General features: G+C 48.8%; 27 protein-coding genes. All 27 read left to right on the top strand.

The window, feature by feature from the left end:
- Positions 1-25: 25 nt before the first annotated feature.
- The 27 genes from FGB90_RS04740 to FGB90_RS04610 all read left to right on the top strand — a co-directional run bounded on the left by FGB90_RS04740 (position 26) and on the right by FGB90_RS04610 (position 26129).
- Complete coding sequence (locus FGB90_RS04740; RefSeq protein ID WP_138809396.1) at positions 26-301, top strand: stage VI sporulation protein F; 276 nt, start codon at positions 26-28, stop codon at positions 299-301.
- Positions 302-581: 280 nt separating this feature from the next.
- Positions 582-782, top strand: coding sequence for a DUF2768 domain-containing protein (locus FGB90_RS04735; RefSeq protein ID WP_138809395.1), 201 nt, complete (start codon positions 582-584; stop codon positions 780-782).
- A gap of 27 nt (positions 783-809) precedes the next feature.
- Positions 810-1532, top strand: coding sequence for a YphF family lipoprotein (locus tag FGB90_RS04730; RefSeq protein WP_138809394.1), 723 nt, complete (start codon positions 810-812; stop codon positions 1530-1532).
- A gap of 321 nt (positions 1533-1853) precedes the next feature.
- On the top strand, positions 1854-3332 hold the full coding sequence (spoIVA, locus tag FGB90_RS04725; protein WP_138809393.1) for a stage IV sporulation protein A: 1479 nt from the start codon (positions 1854-1856) through the stop codon (positions 3330-3332).
- Between the two features lie 476 nt (positions 3333-3808).
- Complete coding sequence (locus FGB90_RS04720) at positions 3809-4081, top strand: HU family DNA-binding protein (RefSeq protein ID WP_138809392.1); 273 nt, start codon at positions 3809-3811, stop codon at positions 4079-4081.
- A gap of 139 nt (positions 4082-4220) precedes the next feature.
- The gene (gene folE / locus FGB90_RS04715; RefSeq protein WP_138809391.1) at positions 4221-4787 is read left to right on the top strand and encodes a GTP cyclohydrolase I FolE; all 567 of its coding nucleotides are present in this window, start codon (positions 4221-4223) and stop codon (positions 4785-4787) included.
- Between the two features lie 57 nt (positions 4788-4844).
- Positions 4845-5063, top strand: coding sequence for a trp RNA-binding attenuation protein MtrB (gene mtrB / locus FGB90_RS04710; protein WP_138809390.1), 219 nt, complete (start codon positions 4845-4847; stop codon positions 5061-5063).
- 168 nt (positions 5064-5231) lie between these two features.
- Positions 5232-6041 (top strand): heptaprenyl diphosphate synthase component 1, encoded by an 810-nt coding sequence (locus FGB90_RS04705; RefSeq protein WP_138809389.1) that lies wholly within the window; start codon positions 5232-5234, stop codon positions 6039-6041.
- A 1-nt stretch (position 6042) separates the two neighbouring features.
- Positions 6043-6750, top strand: coding sequence for a demethylmenaquinone methyltransferase (locus FGB90_RS04700; RefSeq protein ID WP_138809388.1), 708 nt, complete (start codon positions 6043-6045; stop codon positions 6748-6750).
- Positions 6751-6778: 28 nt separating this feature from the next.
- Positions 6779-7639 (top strand): UbiA-like polyprenyltransferase, encoded by an 861-nt coding sequence (locus tag FGB90_RS04695; protein ID WP_138809387.1) that lies wholly within the window; start codon positions 6779-6781, stop codon positions 7637-7639.
- On the top strand, positions 7636-8232 hold the full coding sequence (locus tag FGB90_RS04690) for a UbiX family flavin prenyltransferase (protein ID WP_138809386.1): 597 nt from the start codon (positions 7636-7638) through the stop codon (positions 8230-8232). The genes FGB90_RS04695 and FGB90_RS04690 overlap by 4 nt, the downstream gene beginning before the upstream one ends.
- Positions 8233-8234: 2 nt before the next feature.
- Positions 8235-9092, top strand: coding sequence for a menaquinone biosynthetic enzyme MqnA/MqnD family protein (locus FGB90_RS04685; RefSeq protein WP_138809385.1), 858 nt, complete (start codon positions 8235-8237; stop codon positions 9090-9092).
- Between the two features lie 13 nt (positions 9093-9105).
- Positions 9106-10077, top strand: coding sequence for a heptaprenyl diphosphate synthase component II (hepT, locus tag FGB90_RS04680; protein WP_138809384.1), 972 nt, complete (start codon positions 9106-9108; stop codon positions 10075-10077).
- Between the two features lie 156 nt (positions 10078-10233).
- Positions 10234-10677, top strand: coding sequence for a nucleoside-diphosphate kinase (gene ndk, locus FGB90_RS04675; RefSeq protein WP_138809383.1), 444 nt, complete (start codon positions 10234-10236; stop codon positions 10675-10677).
- A 311-nt stretch (positions 10678-10988) separates the two neighbouring features.
- Positions 10989-12164 (top strand): chorismate synthase, encoded by a 1176-nt coding sequence (gene aroC, locus FGB90_RS04670; RefSeq protein ID WP_138809382.1) that lies wholly within the window; start codon positions 10989-10991, stop codon positions 12162-12164.
- Complete coding sequence (gene aroB, locus FGB90_RS04665; protein ID WP_138809381.1) at positions 12164-13225, top strand: 3-dehydroquinate synthase; 1062 nt, start codon at positions 12164-12166, stop codon at positions 13223-13225. The genes aroC and aroB overlap by 1 nt, the downstream gene beginning before the upstream one ends.
- Positions 13226-13239: 14 nt before the next feature.
- Entirely contained in the window at positions 13240-13608 is a 369-nt protein-coding gene (gene aroH, locus FGB90_RS04660) for a chorismate mutase (protein WP_138809380.1), read from the top strand.
- A gap of 455 nt (positions 13609-14063) precedes the next feature.
- Positions 14064-15566, top strand: a complete 1503-nt coding sequence (locus FGB90_RS04655) for an anthranilate synthase component I family protein (RefSeq protein ID WP_138809379.1) — start codon at positions 14064-14066, stop codon at positions 15564-15566.
- The gene (gene trpD / locus FGB90_RS04650) at positions 15563-16585 is read left to right on the top strand and encodes an anthranilate phosphoribosyltransferase (protein ID WP_138809378.1); all 1023 of its coding nucleotides are present in this window, start codon (positions 15563-15565) and stop codon (positions 16583-16585) included. The genes FGB90_RS04655 and trpD overlap by 4 nt, the downstream gene beginning before the upstream one ends.
- The gene (gene trpC / locus FGB90_RS04645; RefSeq protein ID WP_171051743.1) at positions 16585-17346 is read left to right on the top strand and encodes an indole-3-glycerol phosphate synthase TrpC; all 762 of its coding nucleotides are present in this window, start codon (positions 16585-16587) and stop codon (positions 17344-17346) included. Before trpD ends, trpC begins: the two co-directional genes overlap by 1 nt.
- Complete coding sequence (gene trpB, locus FGB90_RS04640; RefSeq protein WP_138809376.1) at positions 17343-19166, top strand: tryptophan synthase subunit beta; 1824 nt, start codon at positions 17343-17345, stop codon at positions 19164-19166. Before trpC ends, trpB begins: the two co-directional genes overlap by 4 nt.
- A 1-nt stretch (position 19167) precedes the next feature.
- The gene (trpA, locus tag FGB90_RS04635; RefSeq protein WP_138809375.1) at positions 19168-19962 is read left to right on the top strand and encodes a tryptophan synthase subunit alpha; all 795 of its coding nucleotides are present in this window, start codon (positions 19168-19170) and stop codon (positions 19960-19962) included.
- Positions 19963-20074: 112 nt separating this feature from the next.
- Positions 20075-21160 (top strand): histidinol-phosphate transaminase, encoded by a 1086-nt coding sequence (hisC, locus tag FGB90_RS04630; protein ID WP_138810009.1) that lies wholly within the window; start codon positions 20075-20077, stop codon positions 21158-21160.
- 51 nt (positions 21161-21211) lie between these two features.
- Complete coding sequence (locus FGB90_RS04625; protein ID WP_138809374.1) at positions 21212-22315, top strand: prephenate dehydrogenase; 1104 nt, start codon at positions 21212-21214, stop codon at positions 22313-22315.
- An 18-nt stretch (positions 22316-22333) separates the two neighbouring features.
- Positions 22334-23623: a 3-phosphoshikimate 1-carboxyvinyltransferase gene (gene aroA, locus FGB90_RS04620; RefSeq protein ID WP_138809373.1), complete on the top strand. Its 1290-nt coding sequence runs from the start codon at positions 22334-22336 to the stop codon at positions 23621-23623.
- A 136-nt stretch (positions 23624-23759) separates the two neighbouring features.
- A complete protein-coding gene (locus tag FGB90_RS04615; protein ID WP_138809372.1) occupies positions 23760-25028 on the top strand; it encodes a tetratricopeptide repeat protein in 1269 nt (422 codons plus the stop codon).
- Between the two features lie 51 nt (positions 25029-25079).
- Positions 25080-26129, top strand: a complete 1050-nt coding sequence (locus FGB90_RS04610) for a hypothetical protein (protein ID WP_138809371.1) — start codon at positions 25080-25082, stop codon at positions 26127-26129.
- The last annotated feature ends 94 nt before the right edge of the window (positions 26130-26223 follow it).

The following is a 26223-nucleotide window of genomic DNA, read 5'->3' as shown; positions in this document are numbered from 1 at the left end:
TATCATTTACGAGGAGGGATTTCTGTTGGACGATAAGAAAAAGAACCCTCTGTTCGACCAGATCGAACAGAAAACGAACGTCAAACAGGCAGACCTGTTTAAACTTGCTCAGTCCGCAGGTAAAACAGACCTGAAAAACGAACAAAACATCCGCCAGCTGATTAGACAGGTGGCCATGGTGGCAAATGTACAGGTATCGAAGAAAAAAGAAGACGAACTTGTTAAAGCTATCCTTTCCAACAACGTACCGATGGATTTCGGTACGCTTGGAAAAATGTTAAATAAAAACGGCGGTAATTAGGCAATCGTTTGCGACGAACCTGATCTGTTGGCATATACTGAAACGGAAAAGGCGCCAAATCAGGGTTGTTTGTACTGGTGGTGTTTAGTCAATAGATGACCGGAGAAAGGTGCCCCCTTTTCCCCGGTCTTTTTTTATGAAGTAAAGACCTGGGCTGCTTTTTCATAGAGAAAGTGCAGGATTAAGGGGGAGGAAAGGGAATCTGTTCAGCTTTAAATACTTTTATGCTATAATATAGCTGTTTGAAGAGGATTAAAGATTGCTATAGCGGGGGTTTACTATGGATGATGGCCTAACGAAAATGTGGATCAGCTTCATTGCAATGGGGCTGATGTTTCTTTCTGTCGTAATGACGATTGTGTCAAAGGAAAAACTCCGGGGATGGCTGCGTTTTTCCACTTTGCTTGTCAGCTTTATTTTTATTCTGATTTCTTTCTTTATCATATTTGTAGTTGTATTTACCGGGCCGGTCCCGGAATAACGTTTTGGAGTAAGGCAGGGATTTATTATGAAACAGTTATGGACAGGCCTCACCATCGTCCTTGCTTCAGTACTGCTTACAGGCTGTCTGTTCCCTGAGGGTCAGCGTGCGGAAAACCAGGTGCCCTATGAGGATCAGCTCCAGTCAGTTCAGTCAGCAGTGAATCAGTACAGGGAAGATACGAGCGTGCTGCCGATACAGACAAGAGACCAGGAAACGAGTGTCTTTCAGCGGTACCCGGTCAATTTCCGGACGCTCGTACCTGCCTATCTGCAGCAGGCTCCGGGAAATTCCTTTGAAAACGGGGGAACCTTTCAGTACGTCCTTACCAATGTGGAGGAGGCACCGGAAGTAAAGCTGGTTGATTTAAGAAGCTCAAATAAGCTTCAGGATATTAACCGCAGAATAAACCAGTATCGTTCCCAGAACCGTTATGCCCCGATTGAAGAAGCGGTCGGTCCCGGTATTTTAAGCCTGGATTATGAAGCTCTTCATTATAATGAGATGCAGACTGTACCCAGTCCGTTTCACAGTGACCACAGACTGCCGGTGCATATGACAAACAGCGGTGAGCTGGTAATTGATTATTCGCTTGATATCCGGCACTACATCGATGAATATGGTATGGGGGAATTTTCCGAGGGGGACGACCTCCGGTGGCTTCTCGTTGAACATGCCCCGTTTGTACCCGCCCATTCAAAACCGATGACCGTGGAGGAAGGCGAGATTATCTTTAAAACTGAAGAATAAAACGAATATGTTCATGACCGGACAGCGGCTAATACGTTGTTCTATTGTGCTTCCCTTCTCAATATAGTTACAGGAGAAAGGGAAGCTTTTTTTTACGTTTGAAACGAAATAGGGACTGCTGTCAGAATTGATATTCTGCGGTTTTCCATAGACGCCTCCCTTCTGACTGACGATTTTGAAAATTGCAGGCGGGTGATGCATTTGAATGATCAGTAATTGAACTGCTTGTCATAAAAAGCAGACAACATCATAAGCATGTAATGTCATCACCTGAATCGTATGCATAATGGATTGTTACAAAATCGATCGGGAGGGGATCGTGTGGAAAAGTTCGATATTTTCAGAGATATTGCGGAGCGCACCGGAGGCGATATTTATCTCGGCGTCGTCGGATCAGTGCGTACCGGAAAATCTACCTTTATTAAGAAGTTTATGGAGCTTGCTGTTATCCCGAACATTGAAACAGAAGCAGACCGTGCAAGAGCCCAGGATGAACTTCCTCAGAGTGCTGCAGGAAAACAGATTATGACAACGGAACCCAAGTTCGTTCCAAACCAGGCAGTATCCATTCATGTGGATGACGGACTGGATGTTAACGTCAGAGTAGTGGACTGTGTCGGGTATGCCGTGCCTGGAGCAAAAGGGTACGAAGACGAAAACGGCCCGAGAATGATTCATACGCCTTGGTATGAGGATCCGATCCCATTCCATGAGGCAGCTGAAATCGGAACACGGAAAGTTATTCAGGAGCACTCCACACTGGGAGTTGTGATTACAACTGACGGATCCATAGGTGAGATCCCGCGCCACGACTACGTGGAATCAGAGCAGCGTGTAATCGAGGAACTGAAGGAAGTAGGGAAGCCGTTTATTGTCATCGTCAACAGTGTACATCCTCATCACCCGGCTACGGAGGATCTCCGTACTTCCATTGAGCACGAACACGATGTGCCGGTTCTGAGTATGAGCATTGAAGGGATGACCGAACAGGATATTAACGCGGTCATGCGTGAAGTACTGTTCGAATTCCCTGTACACGAAGTAAATGTCAATCTGCCGAGCTGGGTAATGGTACTCAAGGAGGAGCACTGGCTCCGCGAGAATTACGAGTCTGCAGTAAGGGATACAGTAAAGGATATCAGAAGGCTTCGTGATGTGGACCGAGTAGTGGGGCATTTTACTGATTATGATTTTGTGGACCGGGCACAGCTGGCCGGAATTGAGATGGGTCAGGGTGTGGCGGAAATAGATCTTCACGCCCCTGATGATCTGTACGACCAGATCCTCAAGGAGGTTGTTGGAGTCGAAATACGCGGAAAAGATCATCTCCTGGAACTGATGCAGGACTTCGCCTACGCCAAAGCAGAGTACGATCAGGTGGCTGACGCGCTGCGCATGGTGAAGCAGACCGGCTATGGGATTGCGGCTCCGTCTCTTGCAGATATGAGTCTCGATGAGCCCGAAATTATCAGACAGGGTTCCCGTTTCGGGGTCAGACTTAAAGCAGTGGCGCCTTCCATTCATATGATTAAGGTGGATGTGGAAAGTGAATTCGCCCCGATCATCGGGACAGAAAAACAGAGCGAAGAACTTGTGCGCTACCTTATGCAGGACTTTGAGGAGAACCCGCTGTCAATCTGGAATTCCGATATTTTCGGCCGCTCACTAAACTCCATAGTGAGGGAAGGAATCTCGGCTAAGCTGTCACTAATGCCTGAAAACGCCAGATATAAGCTGAAAGAGACACTTGAAAGAATCATTAACGAAGGTTCAGGCGGCCTGATTGCCATCATTCTTTAACTCTCCATCCGGAGGGTTATTTTTTTGCCCTGAACCGGAGGGGAGAAGAAAGCGGACGCACTCTGGTACCGGTAAATAAGTCGTAACAGAGCACGCCCGGAACATGAAGGAAGTATGAATCCACACCCTGAAGATGTGCAACTTTATACCTGGCCGGGGAGAAAAAAACCGGGAGGCGGCGTACAGGAGCCTTACTTCATTGACATACAGGCGTCTGGTATGATAAAAATTCAATAAGCACTGAAAATGCTGTTGTACCGGGCATTGTGCTTTAAAGTCCCAGGATCGATCCTGTTTTTTCCATTTACACCAGATTATACTTAAAAATGCAGGGAATTCTGCAAAAAATGTTGAATTTTTGCGGGGATTCGTTTAACATTAGCCTTGTTATCCCGTTAAATCAACGTTTTAAGTATAAAAAACGGATTATTGTGCAAGAAAAGAAATAACAATCCCACTGGGAGGAGGTGAATGGTATGAACAAGACAGAACTAATCAATGCTGTTTCAGAGAAAACTGAACTTTCCAAGAAGGATGCTACAAATGCAGTAGACGCTGTGTTTGATGTAATCACTGATTCTCTTCAGAAGTCTGAAAAGGTACAGCTGATCGGCTTCGGTAACTTCGAAGTACGTGAGCGCGCTGCCCGTAAAGGCCGCAACCCGCAGACAGGGGAAGAGATTGAAATTCCTGCAAGCAACGTACCAGCCTTTAAGCCTGGTAAAGCCCTTAAAGACGCAGTCAAGTAATACATAAGGGGGCTTGCGCCTAGAAGAACCGCACACAGCTGCGGTTCTTCTTTTCTGTATAGGGGACGTTTCTTGTATATTCACCCCTGCTGTGCTAGAATTTTATCGATCTTGAATGCGGTTACGAGGAGGCATCACGATGAACGAAGTAAATCATGAAAAGATAAAAGAGGCTGTCACAATGATCCTGGAAGCGATCGGAGAAGATCCGGGAAGGGAAGGCCTGCAGGATACGCCGAAAAGGGTAGCCAAAATGTATGCGGAAGTTTTTGAAGGATTGAATCAGGATCCGAAAGAGCACTTTCAGACCGTGTTCGGTGAAGACCATGAAGAACTTGTCCTTGTAAAGGATATACCGTTTTACTCTATGTGTGAGCATCACCTTGTGCCGTTTTTCGGTGTAGCCCATATTGGATATATTCCGAGCGGAGGAAAAGTTACCGGCCTCAGTAAACTCGCCAGAGCGGTGGAAGCAGTCTGCAGACGCCCCCAGCTTCAGGAGCGTATTACTTCCACAGTGGCAGACAGTATTGTTGACACGCTTGATCCCCAGGGAGTTATGGTAATTGTGGAAGCGGAGCATATGTGCATGACCATGCGCGGAGTGAAAAAACCGGGATCAAAGACTATGACATCAGCTGTCAGAGGGGTTTTCACAGAGGATCACGCTGCACGCTCGGAAGTACTGGCACTGATTAAGGGGTAGTGCAGGGGTTCATTCGGCATTGTTTCGTAATGAAATTGAGGAAAGGCGGGTTACTCTATGTCACAGCCGACCGAATATATTGTGATTAAAGCACTTGAAAATGGTGTGAACGTCATTGGCTTAACGAGGGGATCGGATACAAGGTTCCATCACTCTGAAAAGCTGGATAAAAATGAAGTTATGATTGCCCAGTTTACAGAACACACATCCGCAGTGAAGGTAAGGGGAAAAGCTGTCATTCAGACAAGCCATGGCGAAATGAATACCGAAGGTTGACACAAGCGGGTTTTCTGACCTGCTTTTCTTTTAATATGGCCTGCCCGGACTGACTGAACCTGTCGGGCGGGGGATAGCCGTTACTTATCTCCTCCGGACAGAGTATGGTATACTTATATTGCAGAAAAACATATTGATTGATAGAACTTGCTTTCTGGGGGCTTTATAATGACGATCTCACTGGATCAGATGAACGAGGACATCAGAAAAATAGAACGTGATTTTTACGAGGTCATTCACCACCCGTATGTAAGCCGGTATCTGGATAAACCGGATATTGACAACGATCTGATTAAAATCCTGTATTATGCAATGAAAAAGCGGGGCTGTTCCCCAAAATACATAAATCACGCTATTCTTGCCTGTCTTCTAGTGGATACGGCTCTCACTGTTCATGATAATGTGGGACTGGAGGACTGTATAGACGAGCGGACCAGAAAAGAGCGGCAGCTCATCGTGCTTACCGGAGACTACTACAGCAGTTTATACTATTATTTTCTGGCCAAACTGGGCGACATTTCACTTATGCAGGTGTTCAGCCGTTCCATTCAGGAAATTAACGAAATTAAAATGCTGCCGTACGAGGAAAGGGAAAATGCTGCCGATCCTTTTAAAGGAAAGAAGTATCTATACCGCCATACAGTACTTACAGCAAATATCCTTAAACACCTTAAACTCGATAAGTGGGCCGGCCCCATCTCCGGTTTTTTCTGTCTCAAAAATCTCCTTACGGACAAAAAACAGCTTCCTGATTATACAGGAGAATGTTTTATTACCGCCATTCTCAAAGAGATTTACGGGAAACAAGGATCAGAATCCGATACGTCCATGATTTACAGCGAGGCGATTGAGGATCTTCGTTCCGGAATTGAGGACGGGCTTCCTGACTGGCTTCCGCTCAGACAGTTTATCCGTTCCCGGGTGCGGCAATTACTCGAGGAAAACTTCTATCAAGATTTTGTTGCAGAGGAAGGATAATATGCCACAATCCAAGGAAGAGAAAGTACACGATGTTTTTCAGTCTATTTCGGGCAGCTATGACCGGATGAATGCGATTATCAGTTTCCAGCGGCATGTAGCCTGGCGTCGGGATACGATGAAAAGAATGAAAGTCAGTGAAGGGGCAAGTGCCCTTGATGTATGCTGCGGCACGGCAGACTGGACACTGGCTCTGTCTGAGGCGGCCGGTAAAAGCGGTGAAGTTACCGGGCTTGATTTCAGTGAAAATATGCTGGAAGTAGGCCGCCGTAAAGTAGAGGAAAAAAAGGCGGAGAACGTGACTCTGATTCAGGGGAACGCCATGGAGCTGCCATTTGAGGATGATACATTTGATTTTGTGACAATCGGATTCGGCCTTCGCAACGTGCCTGATTTTAATCAGGTGATCAGGGAAATGCACCGCGTAACGAAGCCCGGGGGACTTGTCACATGTCTTGAGACATCCCAGCCGACAATGGCAGGATTTAAACATATGTACTGGTTTTATTTTCGTCACATCATGCCTTTGTTTGGACGGATCTTTGCCAGAAGCTATGAAGAATACTCGTGGCTTCAGGAATCGGCCGGTACATTTCCCGATAAGGAAGCGCTTGCCGGGATGTTCCGGGAGGCAGGATTTGAGCGGGTCACATATAAATCCTATTCCGGCGGAGCGGCGGCAAGTCACTTTGCAAGGAAGTCCTGCTGATTATTCACGAAGGGGAAATTAGGACTACATGAGAAAAATAAAAATCATACTTGAAATGATTAAATTCGAACATACAGTTTTTGCTCTTCCTTTTGCTTTTCTGGGAGCTGTACTTGGAAGTTTATTAATCAACGGCCACTGGCCGACGCTGCACCACTGGATCTGGATTACACTGGCGATGGTTGGAGCGAGAAGTGCGGCAATGAGTCTGAACAGACTGATTGATGCGCGGATTGATAAGGAGAACCCGCGGACGGCAGACCGTGCGATCCCGGCAGGGCTTCTCTCAAAAGTTGAAACTCTTGCATTCATTGCCGCTTCATTTGTTTTACTTTTCGTCTCTGCTTTTCAGCTGAATATGCTTGCTGTGTATCTGCTGCCGCTTGCGGTCTTTTTTCTTGTTATTTACTCTTATACAAAAAGGTTCACCTGGCTCTGCCACGTTATTCTCGGAGTTACCATTGCTATTGCCCCTCTTGGAGGCTGGGTTGGAACAACCGGCACGCTGACGTGGGAGGCCATGCTTATCTTCCTGGCTGTTGCGTTCTGGACTGCAGGTTTTGACGTTATTTACGCGACTCAGGATGCTGATTATGACCGGGAGGCGGGACTGCATTCGATCCCAAGCCGTTTCGGAATAACCCGTGCACTCAGGATCGCAAAAGGGTTTCACGTTGTAAGCTTTATTTCCATGCTTGCTTTATTTTTCCTGACACCTCTCGGCTGGATTTTTATGGCCGGAGTATTTATTGCAGGGGCCATTATGGTATACGAGCATTCACTTGTATCCCCTGATGACCTGTCAAAAGTCAATGTGGCATTTTTTACAATGAACGGAATCATCAGTATCGTACTGCTTATTTTCACGATTGGGGATCTGCTTATATGAGTAGGGAGAAGCGCATTTATACAGTGGGGATAACCGGGGCCAGCGGAGCTGTTTATGGTGTCCGCTTTGCCAATGCCCTTCTCAGAGCAGGACACAGAGTTCATCTAATTGTTTCGGAGGCAGGATGGCAGGTGTTCTACCATGAGCTTGGGGAGGATACCAGTGACAGAGAAGCGTGTCTGGAAAGACTCTTTGAAGCGGACAGGGACCTTCATGTCCATACCCTTCAGGATTTTTCAGCTCCGATTGCGAGCGGCTCTTACCGAAATGACGGGATGATCATTATTCCATGCTCCATGGGCACACTGGCAAAGATCAGCCACGGCATTTCCGGCAACCTGCTTGAACGTACGGCGGATGTCATGCTTAAGGAGAAACGCCCCCTTATTATCGTACCGCGGGAAACACCGCTGCATGCGATTCATCTGGGGAATATGAAAACGATTGCGGAAATGGGGGGCACTGTGGTGCCGGCCATGCCGGGCTTCTACCAGAGACCTGAAACACTGGATGATGCTGTTAACTTCGTTGTGGGAAAAGTGCTGGATCAGCTTCACGTAAGCCACGATTTATTTACTCGGTGGGGGGAGTAGACATGGGCATCGTTGTAGGAGAAATTTCATACACGAATATCATGCCTCTCTTCTACTATCTGGACCGGAGGCAGTTAGTGGAACGCGGCTGTACGTTTGTTCCGAAGGTACCCTCTGAGTTAAACAGGGGAATGGCGGAAGGATCAGTGGATATCGGCGGCATTTCCTCGTTCGCATATGCACAGAATGCAGGAGCATTCCAGCTGCTGCCGTCCCTTTCGGTTTCATCGTCCGGAGATGTAGGTTCCATCTTTCTTTTTTCAAAAATACCGATAAACAAACTCGAGGGTAAACGTGTGGCACTCACCTCGAGTTCTGCCACGTCGGTAAACCTGCTTAAAATCATTCTCGGCAGGTTCTACGGACTCGGGGTGGATTACGTAACTATGAAGCCCGATTTTGATGCCATGATGGCAGAAAACGATGCATGTCTTCTGATCGGTGATGACGCGATCAGGACATACTGGAATCAGCCATCTGAGATTTACCGCTATGATCTCGGACGTCTCTGGAACGACAATACCCGGCTTCCAATGACATATGCGGTTGTGGCAGCACGAAAAAACACGATTTCAGCCCACGGAGAATTACTGTACGACCTCTATGATCAGATGCTTAAAAGTAAAAAACGGTCATACGAGAATCGTTTTGACGACCTGATACGTTCGATAGAATATGAAATTGGCGGAAGCCGCGGCTTCTGGCAATCTTATTTCAAAGGGCTGAACCATGATTTGTCGCCTGCCCATGAAGAAGGTCTTCTCCTTTTTTACGAGTATGCGTATGATCTGGGGCTGCTTGAAAAGCCGGTGAAACATCTTCCGCTCTGGCAGGAGGCAGCCGGCAGGCAATCTGTTTAGGTAGGTGTAGGGAATGAAACTGACGGATATTTACTGGTATCTGAGAAAAGATATCGCCGTGATAGAAAAGGAACTTGAACAGAATATCGGTACAGATCACCCTGTGCTGAAACAGGCATCTTCCCATCTTCTGAATGCCGGGGGAAAAAGGATCCGTCCCGTGTTCGTACTTCTTGCCGGCCAGTTTGGCCGTTATGATATTGAAGAAATCCGTCATGTAGCGGTCCCCCTTGAGCTGATTCATATGGCTTCCCTCGTTCATGATGACGTGATTGATGACGCAGATCTGAGGCGGGGAAAAAAGACCATTAAAACGAAATGGGACAACCGTGTAGCGATGTACACGGGAGATTACATGTTTGCAAGAGCTGTTGAACTGGCCAGTCACTGCAGGGAACCGGCTGTTCATGAGGTGCTCTCGGATGCCATGGTGGAAATGTGTATCGGAGAGGTGGAACAGCTCCGGGATCAGTATATCTGGAGTCAGCATCTGAAAAATTATCTGCGGCGCATAAAACGGAAAACGGCTCTTCTTATTGCAATCAGCTGCAAACTTGGGGCTGCAGCAGCCGGTGCCGACGCTGTCACGAACCGTCAGCTGTCCCTTTTCGGCTACAGAGTGGGGATGGCCTTCCAGATCACCGATGACATCCTTGATTTTGTAGGGACTGAAAAAGAACTGGGTAAACCTGCGGGAGGAGACCTTAAACAGGGAAACGTTACTCTTCCTGCTCTGTATGCCATAGAAAAAGACCGCTCCTTAAAGGACAGGATTGCAGCAGCAGTTTCAGAATCCTCCACAAATGAAATGGGGATGGCCGGCGTAATCGGTGAAATCCGGGACTCGGGCGGAATTGGATTTTCCAAACAGATGGCGGATCGTTATCTTATGAAAGCAAAAGAGGCTCTCGATCCGCTTGAGGATATCCGGGCAAAACATGCTTTTACCCAAATTGCCGATTACATTGGAAGCAGGAAATTTTAATTGGAAAAACCGGTATGCCTATAAGGGACATGCCGGTTTTATTATTTGGCGGGAACAAAAAAGAAACCGTTTTCACAATTGCTGTTGTGATGTTTGTGAAAATTTGCTATACTCTAAAAGGTTTCACAAACATACATACAGCTGGAGGTAGAGAACATGGAACGCACATTTCTAATGGTAAAACCGGATGGCGTGCAGAGAAATCTGGTTGGCGAAGTAGTTTCCCGCTTTGAAAAGAAAGGCTTTACTCTTGCAGGAGCAAAAATGTTAGCGATTTCAAAGGATCTTGCCGAGACTCATTACGGCGAACATAAAGAACGTCCTTTCTTTGGTGAACTTGTTGATTTCATTACTTCCGGACCGGTATTTGCAATGGTATGGGAAGGAGAAAACGTAATCGACGAAGCCCGTAAAATGATGGGGAAAACGAATCCTCAGGAGGCAGCTCCCGGAACGATCCGCGGTGACTACGGTGTTCAGGTATCCATGAATGTGATTCACGGATCCGACTCCTCAGATAGTGCCAAGCGTGAAATCGAGCTTTTCTTCAACAGTGACGAACTTGTAAGCTACGAAAAAACCGTTAATAAGTGGGTTTAACCCGCAGGAACCTGCCCGGCCCCAGGCCCGGCAGGTTTTTTGGCTTTTAAGAAATGGAAAGGAGCTGTACAGTATGCATCCGGGGGTGAGGAGACCAGGCCTGACTGTAAATTTTCCTGCTGTTAAAAGGTAATGATATTTGTTCCGGCTTTATTTTTCTGCATGGTTAAGTATACTGGTCATAAGCATCTTTCTTATCTCCGGTGGAAAAACCGGTACGAAGGTGTTGAATTTTTTTCACATATCATCCACAATGTAAAATAAGATTTATTCATTTTAATACATAAAAGCATTAAAGGAGTGTCGGTGACATGAGATTTTTAACAGCCGGAGAATCACACGGTCCGGAACTGACCGCGATAATTGAAGGGGTTCCCAGTCATCTTCCCCTGACTGCAGAGGATATAAATCACCATCTCGCCAGGCGTCAGAAAGGGCATGGACGGGGCCGGCGGATGCAGATCGAAACAGACAAAGTGAAAATTACGAGTGGGGTCCGTCACGGTAAAACAACTGGAGCCCCGATTACACTCACTGTAGAAAACAAGGACTGGACACACTGGCAGAAAATCATGGGACCTGAACCTGTCAGTGAGCAGGAGGAAAAGGAGATGAAGCGGACAATTTCACGGCCGCGGCCTGGACACGCGGATTTAAACGGTGCGATCAAGTATGACCATCGTGATATGAGAAATGTCCTTGAGCGGTCGTCTGCCCGTGAAACAACGATCCGCGTAGCCGTTGGTGCCGTGGCACAGAAACTCCTCGCTGAATTCGGCGTTACCATAGCCGGACACGTCCTGGAAATAGGCGGTATTGTCAGCCGTCCCGAAACAAAGCCCGATAATGCGGCGGACATCCTTGTACGTACCGAGCAGTCGCCTGTCCGCTGTCTGGATTCTGAAGCGGAAAAGCAGATGATGGACCTGATTGATGAAGCAAAGAAAAACGGTGACTCCATCGGCGGTGTTGTTGAAGTAGTCGCAGACGGTCTTCCCTCCGGCCTCGGGAGTCACGTTCACTTTGACAGAAAGCTCGATGCCAGAATTGCCCGGAGTGTAATGAGCATCAATGCCTTTAAAGGTGTGGAAGTGGGTATCGGATTTGAAGCAGCCCGGAAACCGGGAAGTGAGGTTCATGATGAAATTATGTATGATCCAAAGAGAGGGTACTACAGAAAAACCAACCGTCTCGGCGGTTTTGAAGGCGGCATGACTACAGGGATGCCTGTGGTTGTAAAAGGCGTGATGAAGCCGATTCCCACTCTCTATAAGCCCCTGAACAGTGTGGATATCGAGACCAAGGAACCGTTTGCTGCAAGCATTGAGCGGTCCGACAGCTGTGCTGTACCGGCAGCCTCAGTCGTGTGTGAACATGCCGTAAGCTTTGAACTGGCTGCAGCATTTCTGGAGAAATTCGGTTCTGATACCATCGGAGACATAAAGCAAGCATACGAAGCATACACGGAAAAAGCGAGGCAGTTTTAATGGCGGTCATGCACGTCCAGTCATCGGAAAGAAAGTATCCGATCCTCATTGAGGCGGGAGCCCGCCTTAAAACAGGTTCTCTTCTTTCTTCCCTTACAGAAAAGGAATATTCCTCCTGTATGGTTATTACAGATGAACATGCCGGGAAACTGTATCTTGATGAGGTAAAACAGTCTTTTGAAACAGAGGTTTTTGTAAAAACCATCGCGGCGGGAGAGCAGTCAAAGTCGGTTGCCGTTTATGAAGAGCTTCTTGAATACGCAGCCGCATCAGGACTGGACCGTGAAAGTGCGATCATTGCACTTGGCGGAGGCGTTGTTGGTGATCTAGCCGGTTTTACAGCGGCCACTTACATGAGAGGCATCGACTTTATACAGGTACCGACGACACTGCTTGCCCACGACAGCAGCGTCGGTGGAAAAACAGGCATTAATCTTGGGGCCGGTAAAAATCTTGCCGGTGCCTTTCATGCTCCCAGTGCTGTCATCTTCGACCCGGAAACGTTCAGCACGCTGCCGCGCCGTGAATGGCGTTCCGGCCTTGCAGAAGTGATAAAGCATGGTCTCATCAGGGACCCGGCACTGCTGTCTTTTTCCCTCAGCAGTGGATCATTTAAAATTACAGAGGATCCTGACGCTCTCTGCAGCCTTCTTGAGCAGTCGATCAGGGTGAAGAAGGACATCGTGGAACAGGACGAGAAGGAAACGGGAATCAGGGCGTTTCTAAATTTCGGCCACACGCTCGGACATGCTATAGAAGCAGAAGCCGGGTACGGGGAATGGACCCACGGAGAAGCCGTTGCTGCCGGTATGGTATTTGCCCTTGAACTCAGTGAGCATGTTTTTGAAAAGGATCTGGGTTCAAAGGACATTGAAGCCTCCCTTCGAAGCCTTGGATACGAAACACGCATGTACAAAAATATGGACCGCCGTTCACTGATTGAACGGATGAATAGAGATAAAAAAAGCAGCAGAGGACAAATCCGGTTTGTACTTCTTGAACATCCCGGTAAGCCCGTTCTGCGTCAGGTTTCTGACAGCCTGCTTTTAAAACTGCTGTGATGGAGGAAGATACGATGATTCGGGGAATAAGAGGAGCCGCAACTGTAGATAAAAATGAAACAGCTCCGATGCTGGACGTCACGCGCAATCTGATCGGACATATTGTGGAAAAGAACAGTCTCAGACCTGAAGATATTTGTCATATCTGGATTACTGCAAGTCCGGACCTTAATGCAACATTTCCGGCAAGGGCCCTGAGAGATCTCGAGGGATTTGACCGTGTGCCGGTTATGTGTGCCCAGGAGATCCCTGTGGAGGGAGCGCTGAAAAAGTGTATCCGGATGATGGTCACGGCTGAAACACCGCTTGGACAGGATGAAATCCGGCATGTGTATCTGGGTCGCGCTAAAGCGCTTAGACCGGATCTCGCCGGTGAGAGCTGACCGGGAGTCAATTAGAAGAATCTCATGTTGACAACACTGCCGCTCACGCGGTAACATAAGTTCAATAGTTTAGCAGAGAATTCAGTAAGATATAACCGGATCCCAATGAACGAATCTACAAATGAACGAATATACAGAGGATGCGGCAGAACAGAGGTTCAGCCGGTCCAAAGATGAACAGAACCCGCATAGAAGCAGAGCAGAGGCTCTGCAGCGGAAAAGCCGAGTTAAGAACAGCAGAGAAGAGCCTGAGCAGAGGGAATAGGCATTGCCTGACACCTGCCCTGTCTCCAGTTTATTTCAGGGCAGGTGTTTTTTATTTACTGTTTGATCCGGTGACCGGATCGTTGGATTGAATGCTCCAACTGGTCTGCCTGGTTACCGTATGAGACAGTCCCCCTTATTTATCCTCACATGCTTAGAAGTCCTCTTCTCACCAAAGAGAGGTGAGCGGAATGATTCAGACAAGCAGACAGTCATTTATCCGCCAGGCTGCAGAGTTTAAAACGGTTCCCGTTACTGCAGAACTCATAGCGGATACACTGACCCCAATCCAGTTATTTGAAACCTTTAACAAAAGAGCGGCTTTTCTTCTTGAAAGCCGGGATCCCCTGTCACTGTGGTCCGAGTATTCCTTTATTGGTATTGATCCGTTTTTATATCTCGAGGAACATAATGGACGATTCGAGATCAGGGATCACTCCGAACGGACATTAAGCAGCAGCACAAGCTTCACTACAGCCTGGGATCAGGCCGCCGGTTACCTGAATGTGTCGCCCATACTGCCTGATCTGCCTTTTCCGGGAGGAGCCGTAGGTGCCTTCTCATTTGAAGCTATGAGTCTGACCGAAGACAGGGTGAAGAAAAACAGCAGTACTGCTGCATCGTTTGTCTTCTGCAGAACCATTCTTGCATTTCATCATGTTAAAGAGGAGCTTACGATTATTCACTTTCAGGAAGCCGGCTTCGATTATGAGCTTGCTTATCAGGAAGCAGTGAATCAAATCAGCTGCCTCACAGAACAGCTTTCCGGCCCTGCTGCACCGGTTGGAAAACGTATCTTTGAAACTGAAGACGAAGAGGCGGCAGAGGATCCGTTCGAAGAGGTGAAATCAAATATCTCCAGGGATTCTTTTCTCGAAAACGTGAAACGGGTGAAATCCTATATCGAGAGCGGGGATGCTTTTCAGGTGGTTCTTTCCCAGAGATTTGAGATGGACACACCTGTAAACGGTCTTCACATTTACCGTGTACTCCGCAAGCAGAACCCGTCTCCTTATATGTTTTACATCAGAACCGAGCAGGAGGAACTGATCGGAAGTTCGCCTGAGAGACTTGTAAAAATCGAGAGTGACCGCTCCATTGATATACACCCCATCGCAGGTACAAGAAAGCGGGGAGCCACGGAAGCTGAAGACAGGGAATTCGAAGCGGAACTGCTGGCAGATGAAAAAGAAAAAGCAGAACATTTCATGCTGGTTGACCTGGCTCGAAACGATCTGGGAAGGGTATGCCGCTACGGGTCGGTGGAGACTTACGAAAAACTGACCGTGACCCGGTTTTCAAAGGTGATGCATATCATTTCAAAAGTAAAAGGGCAGCTGAGGGACGATGTTCACCCGGCAGAGGCATTACTGAGTGCACACCCAGCCGGTACTGTGAGCGGTGCTCCGAAAATCCGGGCAGTTGAAATTATACAGGAACTTGAGAAAGATACACGCGGTTCCTACGCGGGAACAGTTGCCTACTTCGGTTTCAACGGCACAGTTGATTCATGTATTGCCATTCGCACTATACGCCTGCGCAGCAGGAAAGCGTATGTTCAGGCCGGGGCCGGTATTGTGTACGATTCTGTGCCCGAGCTTGAATGGGAGGAAACGAGGAATAAAGCCAGTGCCATGCTGGCAGCAGTTAAACAGGCAAAGAAGAGTTTTGAGCAGGAGGAGAGCGTGAGATGAGACGAGTTATGGAACGTTTGTTTGAAAAAGAGAGCATGAGTGAAACGGAAGCCTATCAGCTGATGGACGCCATGATGGCTGGTGAGCTGAGTGATGAACAGATCTCCGGAATTCTATCGGTAATCCGCTTCAGAGGGGAGACAGTCAGTGAAATGACGGGGTTTGCAAGGGCCATGCGTGACCGCAGCCGGAAAATCAGCCACAGTAAGAAATCACTGATTGATACGTGCGGGACAGGAGGAGATGGAAGCAGCACGTTTAACATTTCCACTGCTGCCGCCATACTCGTATCAGCTTCAGGAATCCCCGTAGCCAAACACGGCAACCGTAGCGTCTCTTCCACTACAGGAAGTGCCGATGTCCTGGAATCACTTGGTATTCCTGTTCAGAGCAGGGAAGAGGAGGCGGAAGCGCTTCTGGAACGCTGTAATCTCTGTTTTATGTTTGCGCCGGTGTATCATTCATCCATGAAAAATGTGGCTAAGGCGAGGAAAAGTCTCGGGGTAAAAACGGTATTTAATCTTCTCGGACCGCTGACAAATCCTGCGCAAACAAAGCATCAGCTCATTGGCGTGTATGACAGGGGAGCTGCAGTGAAAATGGCTGAAACAGCACGGCGTCTCGGCACAGAACGTGCATTGTTTGTCACGGGCGTGGATGGACTCGATGAACTTACCATCACGGGAAAAACGTATATTACGGAACTGAAGGACGGCCGTATAAACTCCTTTACCATTACTCCTGAGGAAGCAGGGGCAGCACGGGGCACCCTGGAGGAACTGAAGGTAAACAGGAAGGAGGACAGTGCCGCTCTTATCCGGGAGGTTATGGAAAATATTGCCCCTGAATCAGCTTCTGAAATTGTGATACTTAACGCAGGCGCTGCCCTTTATACAGCTGGCGAAGCGGAAACGATCAGGGACGGAGTTAACATGGCCCGGAAAACACTTGTTACAGGTGCAGGAAAAAGGAAACTCGAAGAACTTTCCCGTCATCAGGAAAGGAGAGTACTTGCATGATTCTGGAACGCATTCTTGAAAAGAAAAAAGAGGAAACAAAGAATCTTCCCGGCCGGGACTCAGATCTTAAGCCGGACCGTCAATTTCTCCAGGCACTCCGTAATCCCGCAAGGAAGACGGCAGTGATTGCAGAAATCAAAAAGGCGAGCCCGTCCAGGGGCATCATTATGGAATCGTTTGACCCGGTACGGATCGGCAGGGAATATGAAAAAGCAGGGGCTGACGCCCTGTCCATTCTGACCGATGAAACGTTTTTTCAGGGTCATCCGCGTTTTATCAGGGAAGTGAAGGCCCATACAAGTCTGCCGGTTCTTCGAAAGGACTTCGTTATTGATGCCCGTCAGATCGAGGAGTCGATCAGCCTGGGAGCAGATGCGATACTTCTGATTGCAGCGGCTCTGACTCCGGAAAAACTGGCAGAGCTTTATTTCAGGGCAAAACAAAGGGGACTGGATGTCCTGGTTGAAGTCCACAGTGAAGAGGAGCTCAGGGGCGTGCTTTCCGTATGTACACCGGACCTCATTGGAGTGAATAACCGTGATTTAAATACGTTCAGAACTTCTCTCTCCTTTACTGAAAAGATTGCTCCGCTGATTCCGGAAAACAGCCTGTTTGTCAGTGAGAGCGGCATTCATACCCCGGAAGACGTTAAAAGAGTGGTCCGGGCAGGAGCGTCCGGAATGCTGATCGGGGAGTCACTGATGCGTGCAGACTGTAAGGAAGAAAAGATGAACCGGCTGTTTTCCGGGGGGGAAGAATGAATCCTTTACTTAAATTCTGCGGCATAAAAAGTGAAACGGAGTTCCGGAAGGCGGTCCATACGAAAGCCGACTTCATTGGTCTCGTTTTTGCCCGAAGTAAAAGGCAGGTCCGGCCGGAGGAGGCGGCAGAGTGGAGAAGAAAGATCCAGGTTCCTGCGGGTGTGGAAATTGCCGGGGTGTTTCAGGATGCCGACCGGGATGAAATGATCCGGGCTGCCCTGGAGATTCCCCTGGATATAGTTCAGTGTCACGGCAGCGAATCCCCTGAAGATCTTGAGGTGCTTAAAAAAGAGGGTCTAAAGGTTTTCAAGACGATTCATCATGAGGATGGGGCTGCAGGGAAAATGGCTGACTTTGCCCGTTTTGCAGACGGCTTTATTATAGATACGAAAACGCCTGAAGGCGGCGGTGCCGGTGTGCGTTTCGACTGGGAGGCTGTTCCCTCCTACAGAGAAGAAGCCGAAAGACTGGGGAAAGTGTGCCTGATTGCGGGCGGCATTACAACTGATAATACAGATGAACTGAAAGCTTACAGCCCTCCGGGAATCGACGTTTCTTCCGGAATTGAGACAGACGGAATTAAAGACGAAGGGAAGATGTGGACGATGACAGCAAAAGTGAAGCAGACCTATTCATTTCCCGACCAGCTTGGACGGTTCGGTGATTTTGGCGGAAAATACGTTCCTGAAACACTCATGCATGCCCTCACAGAGCTTGAGAATGCCTATGAGGATGTAAAAAATGATCCGGCGTTTTACCGGGACCTTCACAGTGAGTGGGCATCGTTCAGCGGAAGGCCTACGCCGCTGACGTTCGCCGGCAACCTGACAAAGGAAGTCGGAGGGGCGGACATTTATCTTAAACGGGAGGATCTGAACCATACCGGCGCACACAAAATAAACAATGCCATAGCCCAGGCTATACTTGCAAAGCGGATGGGAAAATCAAAGATCATTGCAGAAACAGGTGCCGGCCAGCACGGAGTGGCTACTGCTACAGCTGCAGCCCGGTTCGGCCTCTCCTGCAAAGTGTTTATGGGCGAGGAGGATATGAGGCGCCAGGAACTGAATGTTTTCCGCATGGAACTTCTGGGTGCGGAAGTGATCAAAGTCACAAGCGGCAGCCGTACGTTAAAAGATGCCACTAATGAAGCGATCAGGCACTGGGTTACTCACGTGGGCGATACCTACTATCTGATTGGATCAGCTGTCGGGCCCCATCCGTATCCGCTGATGGTGAGGGACTTTCAGAGCGTTATCGGACACGAAAGCCGGGAGCAGATGACGGAAAAGACAGGACGTCTTCCGGATCACATTATTGCCTGTGTGGGGGGCGGAAGTAACGCCATCGGCATGTTTTACCCGTTTATCGATTCTGAAGTTCTGCTTACCGGAGTGGAGGCTGCAGGGAAAGGGACGGAAACAGACCGTCATGCAGCAACTCTGACCAAGGGGGTAAGAGGTGTGCTTCACGGTTCCCTTTCCTATCTCCTTCAGGATGAAGGAGGCAATATTCAGGAACCGTATTCCATTTCAGCAGGGCTGGACTACCCGGGTATCGGACCAGAACACGCTCACCTGCGGGATGCAGGCCGGGTAACCTATGAAGCCGTGACGGACCGTGAAGCAATGGAGGCACTGAAACTTCTGAGTGAAACAGAAGGGATTCTGCCGGCTATTGAATCTGCTCATGCACTGGCAGCGGCAGTGAAGACGGCCGCAGGTAAAAAAACGGGGGAAACCGTGCTTGTGTGCCTGAGCGGCCGGGGGGATAAAGATGTACACACAATAAAACAGTACGAAGAAGAAAGGGATGAATAATATGGGGCAGCTCATGAGTGCGGAATTCAAAAACAGGAAGAATCTGTTCATTCCCTACCTGATGGCAGGGGATCCCGACCCGGGAACAACGATCGAGGCAGCTCTGGCACTCGAGGAAGCCGGCGCTGATGTCATCGAATGGGGTGTGCCTTACAGCGATCCACTGGCAGACGGGCCGGTAATTGAGCAGGCAGCTATCCGCTCCATCGCACAGGGAATGAATATCCTGAAAGCAGTTGAGCTTGCCGGACGCGCCAGGGAGCAGGGTCTTACAATTCCTGTTGTTCTGTTTACGTATATCAACCCCGTGCTTGCCACAGGAGAATCCCTGCTTGTGGAAAAAGCAGCCCGGGCAGGAATCGACGGTCTTCTCATCCCGGATCTTCCCTATGAGGAAAGCGGCGGGCTGAAAAGGCTTGCCAGGGAACATGGCATCGCTTTAATCCCTCTGATCGCACCAACCTCCCGTAAACGGGTAAAAAAGATTGCCGGGGACAGTGACGGCTTTCTCTACCTCGTAAGCTCACTTGGTGTAACAGGGACAAGAGAGCAGTTTCAGGAAGATCTTTCCGACATCATCAGGGAGGTAAATAATGTCACAGATACACCCGTGGCTGTAGGCTTTGGTATATCAAAACGAGAGCATGTAAAGAAGTTTCACGAACTTGCAGATGGCGTTGTAATCGGCAGTGCTCTCGTGCGCTTTCTTCACGAACGAAGGAACAAGCTGAACGGAAGTGAAAGAAATTCTGTTCTCGCGGAGTTAAAACAGTTTGTCCGTGAGCTCATTTCGTAATACGATAGTATAGAAGCCTACAGAAAAATGGACTGTCCTGCTGATGAAGCCGTAAAGACAAATCGTGCGGAGAAATGAAGGGACAGTCCCAGAAAAAAACGGAGTGATAATGATGATGGTAAAAGAATCCCTGAAAGGGCTCACCCCCTACCAGCCGGGAAAGCCTGTTGATGAAGTAAAACGGGAGCTGGGACTTGAAAAGGTAGTCAAGCTGGCCTCGAATGAAAATCCCTACGGCTGTTCCCCTCTTGCGAAAGAAGCAATCAGCCGTGCGCTGCAGGACGTGGCTGTCTATCCTGACGGCTATGCCCAGAAATTAAGAACCAAGGTGGCAGGACGGTTAAACGTCTCGGAAAAACAGCTGCTCTTCGGTAACGGCTCAGATGAAGTCATTCTGATCCTCTGCCGGGCCCTTCTTTCAAAAGGAGACAATATTGTTGCAGCGGTACCTACATTTCCGCAGTACCGGCACAATGCTGTCATTGAAGGAGCAGAGGTTAAAGAGGTTCCGCTTGTGAACGGGGAACACGATCTCGAGGGAATGAAGAATGCCATAGACGAAAAAACAAAAATTGTTTTTGTGTGCAATCCGAATAACCCGACAGGAAATGCAATCGGAAAAGAGGCGTTTGAAAGCTTCCTGAAATCCGTCCCTGAAGATGTGATCGTTGTAAGTGACGAGGCGTATAACGAGTACGTGACACTTGAGGATTATCCCGATACGGTACCGATGATCAGCGGACACAGAAATCTTGTTGTACTCCGTACATTCTCAAAGGCCTATGGTCTTGCGTCGCTTCGGATCGGTTACGGGGTGGGAGACGAAACCTTCATGCAGTCGCTTGATCCTGCCAGAGAGCCGTTTAATACGTCCACGATTGCACAGATGGCTGCATATTATTCCCTTGATGACGATCAGTTTATAGAAGACTGCAGCAGAAAAAACCGCGACGGAATTGAACTGTTTGAAAAGTTCTGCCGTGAGCACGGCCTTCACTGCTACCCGAGTCAGGGGAACTTTATCCTGATTGATCTTGGTGTTCCGGGAACGGATATTTTTAACCGTCTCCTGAAAGCCGGATACATTGTACGGAATGGAGAAGCACTCGGATTTCCCACATCTGCGAGAATTACAATCGGGACCCGTGAACAGAATGAGGAAATGATCGCCGAACTGAAGAGCCTGCTGGCGGAGTAGGCAACACCTGCCTGCAGCTCAGGTCCGGCGAGTAAACAGAGGGGAAAGATAATGGGAAAACGCGTATTTATTGCAGGGCTCGGCCTGATCGGCGGGTCACTTGCCCTTGCAGTTAAAAAAGAACATCCGCAGGCACAGATTACCGGCTTTGATATTAATAACAGGGTAGTAAAAACAGCTCTTTCCCTGGATGTAATTGACCGTAGCTGCAGTTCTCTGGAAGAGGGGGCAGCAGAGGCCGACCTTATTATTATAGCTGCCCCTGTAGGCCAGACTGTTACACTTATCGGGGAACTGGCAAAGCTGCCCCTGAAAAAAGGCGCCATTATTACAGATGTGGGCAGTACTAAAAAATCGGTCTGTGAGGCGGCAAAAGCTCTTAACGGCATGCAGGTGTCGTTTATCGGGGGCCACCCGATGGCCGGCTCCCATAAAACAGGTGTGGAGGCTTCACGTCTCCGGCTGTTCGAAAATGCCTATTATATCTTTACACCTTATGAGGATGAAGAAGAAAGAACGATGATCCGTCTTCAGAACTGGCTTAAAGGAACAAAAGCACGTTTTATCCGTCTGACACCGGATACACATGACTTTTTTGCCGGAACGATCAGTCACTTTCCCCACATCGTGGCGGCAGGTCTCGTCCATGAACTCAGGGAGGAAGGGAAAACCGAGCCGGTGCTTAATAACCTGGCAGCCGGGGGATTCCGTGATATTACCCGGATTGCATCAGCTTCCCCGGTAATGTGGCGGGACATTCTCCTTTCTAACCGGGAGGTGCTCCTCAGCCTGATTGACAAGTGGCAGATGCGAATGTCCACTGTCCGTGAACTTATTGAAAAAAGGGATGAAGATGGACTTTTTCGATTTTTTGAAACGGCAAAACAGACGAGAGATGCTCTTCCGGTAAGAAAAAAAGGCGCCATTCCCTCTTTTTACGACCTGTTTGTTGATGTACCCGACCATCCGGGCGTAATTTCGGATGTTACAGGTATACTGGCAAAGAAGGAAATCAGCCTAACAAACATCCGGATTCTTGAAACAAGGGAAGATATTACGGGTGTGCTCAGGCTCAGCTTCAGAACGGAACAGGATCTTCTGAGAGCGAAGGCACTTTTAAATGATCATCTTTATGACGCCTACGAAGCACCGTAACAGACAGGAGGAATAACAGTGAGTGAAGAGACGATTACGAAGGCCGGGCACGGTCTTTCGGGCGCGGTGGCGGTGCCCGGGGATAAATCCGTGTCACACCGTGCTGTGCTTTTTGCCTCTGTAGCAGAGGGTAAAAGTGAAATCAGCGGCTTTTTAAAAGGCCAGGACTGTCTGAGCACGATCAGCTGCATGCGTCAGCTTGGTGTACATATCGAAGAAGAAAGTGAGCGGATTACCGTGTACGGAAACGGCCCTGCCGCGTTAACTGAGCCCGAGGCGGTTCTTGATGCAGGGAATTCGGGAACGACGGTGAGGCTGCTGAGCGGCATTCTGGCCGGACTTCCACTGCACAGTGTGATTACCGGTGACGAATCGATTGCCCGTCGCCCCATGTCGAGAGTAACAGGCCCCCTCAGGAAGATGGGAGCCCGGATTGACGGAAGGGATGATGGGAACCTGACGCCGCTCTCCATCAGAGGAGGCTCACTTAAAGGCATCAGCTACTCCTCACCGGTAGCCAGTGCACAGGTGAAATCCGCCATTCTTCTTGCGGGGCTTTTTGCCTCAGGGGAAACAACTGTGAATGAACCGTTTGTATCCCGCGACCATACGGAGCGGATGCTGCGTGCCTTTGGTGCTGAAATCCGTAAAGAAGAACGTCGTGTTTCCGTTACAGGAGGAACGGTGCTGAAAGGACGGAACGTCCGTGTACCCGGAGATATAAGTTCGGCCGCTTTCTTTATCGCTGCTGCCCTCATCACTCCCGGAAGTGACCTGACACTTACGAATGTCGGTATGAATCCGACCCGGTCAGGCATTATTGATGTTGTCAGGAATATGGGCGGTGATATTGAAGTGGAAGGACTTCGTGAGGAAAATGGGGAGCCTGCTGCAGATCTCAGAGTAAAATACTCAAAGCTGACCGGAACAACGATCAGCGGGGAGATGATTCCGAGGCTGATTGACGAAATCCCGGTTATTTCCGTACTGGCCACCCAGGCGGAGGGAACCACTGTCATCCGCGATGCTGCCGAACTGAAAGTGAAAGAGACAAATCGTATTGATACAATGGTAAATCAGCTCAGGACGCTTGGGGCTGACGTTACGGCAACTGAGGACGGAATGATTATTAAAGGAAGAACGTCTCTTAACGGCGGGACTGTGTCCAGTTTTCATGACCACCGTGTGGGAATGAGCCTTGGCATTTGCGGACTTATTTCCAGCGGTCCCGTCACCGTTCAGCAGGCTGATGCGTGCAATATTTCCTACCCGGGATTTTTTGACGAACTGAACCGGGTGAAAAAGTAGTTCGAAGCTCCGGTGCCACTTCTGTGGGCCGGGGCTTTCGGGTTTAAATCAGGCGTATATCCTGAATAATGATTGACAGGGCGTCATGATTGGATAAAATGGCAGTAGACTTTTAAGCAGAAGGGCGGCAGGGCTGATGAACGAAACTCTTGAACAGGCTATTCAGCTTATCGAAAATGGAAAGCATGAAGAAGGGCTGACTAAAGTACAGAACATGTATGAAGCAGCCGATGATGAAACCAAACGGACAATTGCGGAGCTTTATTTCGAGCTTGGTCTTGTGGATCGTGCTGCTAAAGCAGCAGAGGATCTGTTATTCAGATATCCCGATAATGGAGAGCTTTTTGCATTTGCTGCAGAATGCTATATTGATCTTGGCCGCGAGGACGAGGCGATGGAGATGCTTACGGAAGTTAAAGAGGATGAGCCTGTATTTGTTCAGGCAAGACTTCTGCTGGCAGACCTCTACCAGAATCAGGGGCTCGATGAAGTGGCTGAGCAGAAGCTTCTTGACGCTGTGAAAAAAGCAGATGGAGAGCCGCTTCTGCAGTATGCCCTTGGGGAATTTTATCTGAGCCGGGGAGACTACAACCAGAGTATACCTTATTATAAAAAAGCGGTACATGAGAGAGATCTTCCCGATGATGACCAGATCAACCCTCTGCTTAGGCTTGCAGAGGCATACAGTGCGACTGGACAGTTTGAGGAGGCGCTTGACTCCTACAGAAAAGGACTTGAGAAAAAAATCGACCCCGACGGTCTGTTCGGATACGGCTACACGGCCATGCAGACAGGGGACTACGAACTTGCTGCCGAACAGCTTGAACGCCTGAAGGTTCTCGACCCCTCCTACACCACACTTTATCCTTACCTGTCCCAGGCATACAGGCACCTGAGCCGGACAAGCCAGGCGCTCGATGTGATTAATGAGGGAATCTCACGTGATGAGTTTAACGAAACCCTTTACCTGGAAGCAGCCCGCATTCAGTTTGCAAAAGGGAATGGAGAGGACGGCCGGGCCTTCCTTCAGAAAGTGATTGCCATCAATCCATCCAATATGGAGGCGGTCAAAGAGCTTCTTACTTACTACAGCGACTCGGATTCCTATGATGAGGTGCTGGAGCTCGTGTCCTTTCTTGAAGACTACCAGGAAACCGACCCTGTTCTTGACCGGTATAAGGGAAAGGCACTCTATGAGACAGACAGGCCTGCTGAAGCGGCAGAAGAGTATGAGAAGGCACTTCCCCATTATGATTTGGATAGTGACGTGCTTGAGGAAGCTGCTGCTGCCTATCTTGAATCCGGAAGAAAGGAAGACGCCATAGAACTGCTCGAAAAGGCGTTAAAACTCGAACCGGCAAAAGAATATCTTACTGAGCGGATTGACAGCCTCAGGGAATACTGATAGCCAAGTCTCCTTTTTCACATACTAACCGTGAGAAAGGGGATGTTTTTTATGAAGGTGATGGAAGTCCTGCTGTCACTTCCCCAGCCTGAACTTAACCATATACTGGGCAGTGCGGGAGTGTACGGCATAACATCGCGTCAGAGCGGAATTGAAACTGTTATGCGGGTTCTTTCCGACCGGGAGGACCGGCTTAATCTGTACATGTCCTCCGGCCGGTGCGAAAAGCAGATTCTGATGAACATGGCTCTCAGTCACCAGGAATTCTGGACGTACGAGGAAATAGCCGGGGCTGTTACTGACAGTGAGAAGGCTTCTGTAGATGCTGCAGTCGGAGAACTTAAAAAAAACGGCTGGGTTTTCCCGGCTAATGGCAGCCGTTTGACCATGCCGGATGAAGTGAAGCGGACAGCAGCATCCTGTTTTGCTGCAGTTAAAGAGGAGACGGGTCTCTTTGTACCACGTGAAAAACAGAAGAGCTATGCAATTGTGCAGGATCTCTTTTTCTTTCTGGAATCTGCCGAAAAGGAACAGTGGAAACTCACCGGCCATGGGGTCATTCCCAGAAACCGAATAAAAAAACTGCTGGCAGGGATGTCGGTCACAGAAGCCATTCCCGATGAACAGTGGCGATTTGGCTACGGAAGACATTACACACATTATCCCGACCGTTTCTCCCTTATGTATGACTTTGCCTTCAGTGAAAAGTGGATCGTTGAAGAAGACGTGCTGAAGACAGGCACTGCCTGGGAACGCGGGCAGGAACTGAGTGTAAGTGCCGTGCTTGGGAGGCTGTTCTTCTCCTGGCTCAGACAGTACCGCAGGGCGCTTCCAGTGCTTCCGCTGCTCTGCAGACTGATTGGTACGCTGCTTCCGTCCCCCGGAACTGCCCTTTTTGAAGAGGATATAGTGAAGGCATGTTCCCTGTTTACGGACGGCTACTGCTACGACAGCCCGGATGATGTGATCAGAAAACGCGTCCTTGCAATGCTCGTTCATCTTCACGTTCTCCATGAAAGCGAATCGGGCGGGGAACGGCTGTACACCCTGTCAGCCGGTGCAGGGGAGGACATGCTGAAACTCGTAAAAAACTTTTATTAAATTCTTCATAATTAAAAGGATTTTTCGCAGAGATCAAGAATATAAACATATATAAAGAGACCGTCAGATATACTCATCTTTAATTTACCGTGTG

The sequence above is a fragment of the Alteribacter natronophilus genome (assembly GCF_006007885.1).
GTDB classification, from domain to species: domain Bacteria; phylum Bacillota; class Bacilli; order Bacillales; family Salisediminibacteriaceae; genus Alteribacter; species Alteribacter natronophilus.
The sequence above is the reverse complement of the archived record's forward strand: the minus strand, read 5'-3'. Positions and strand labels throughout refer to the sequence as shown.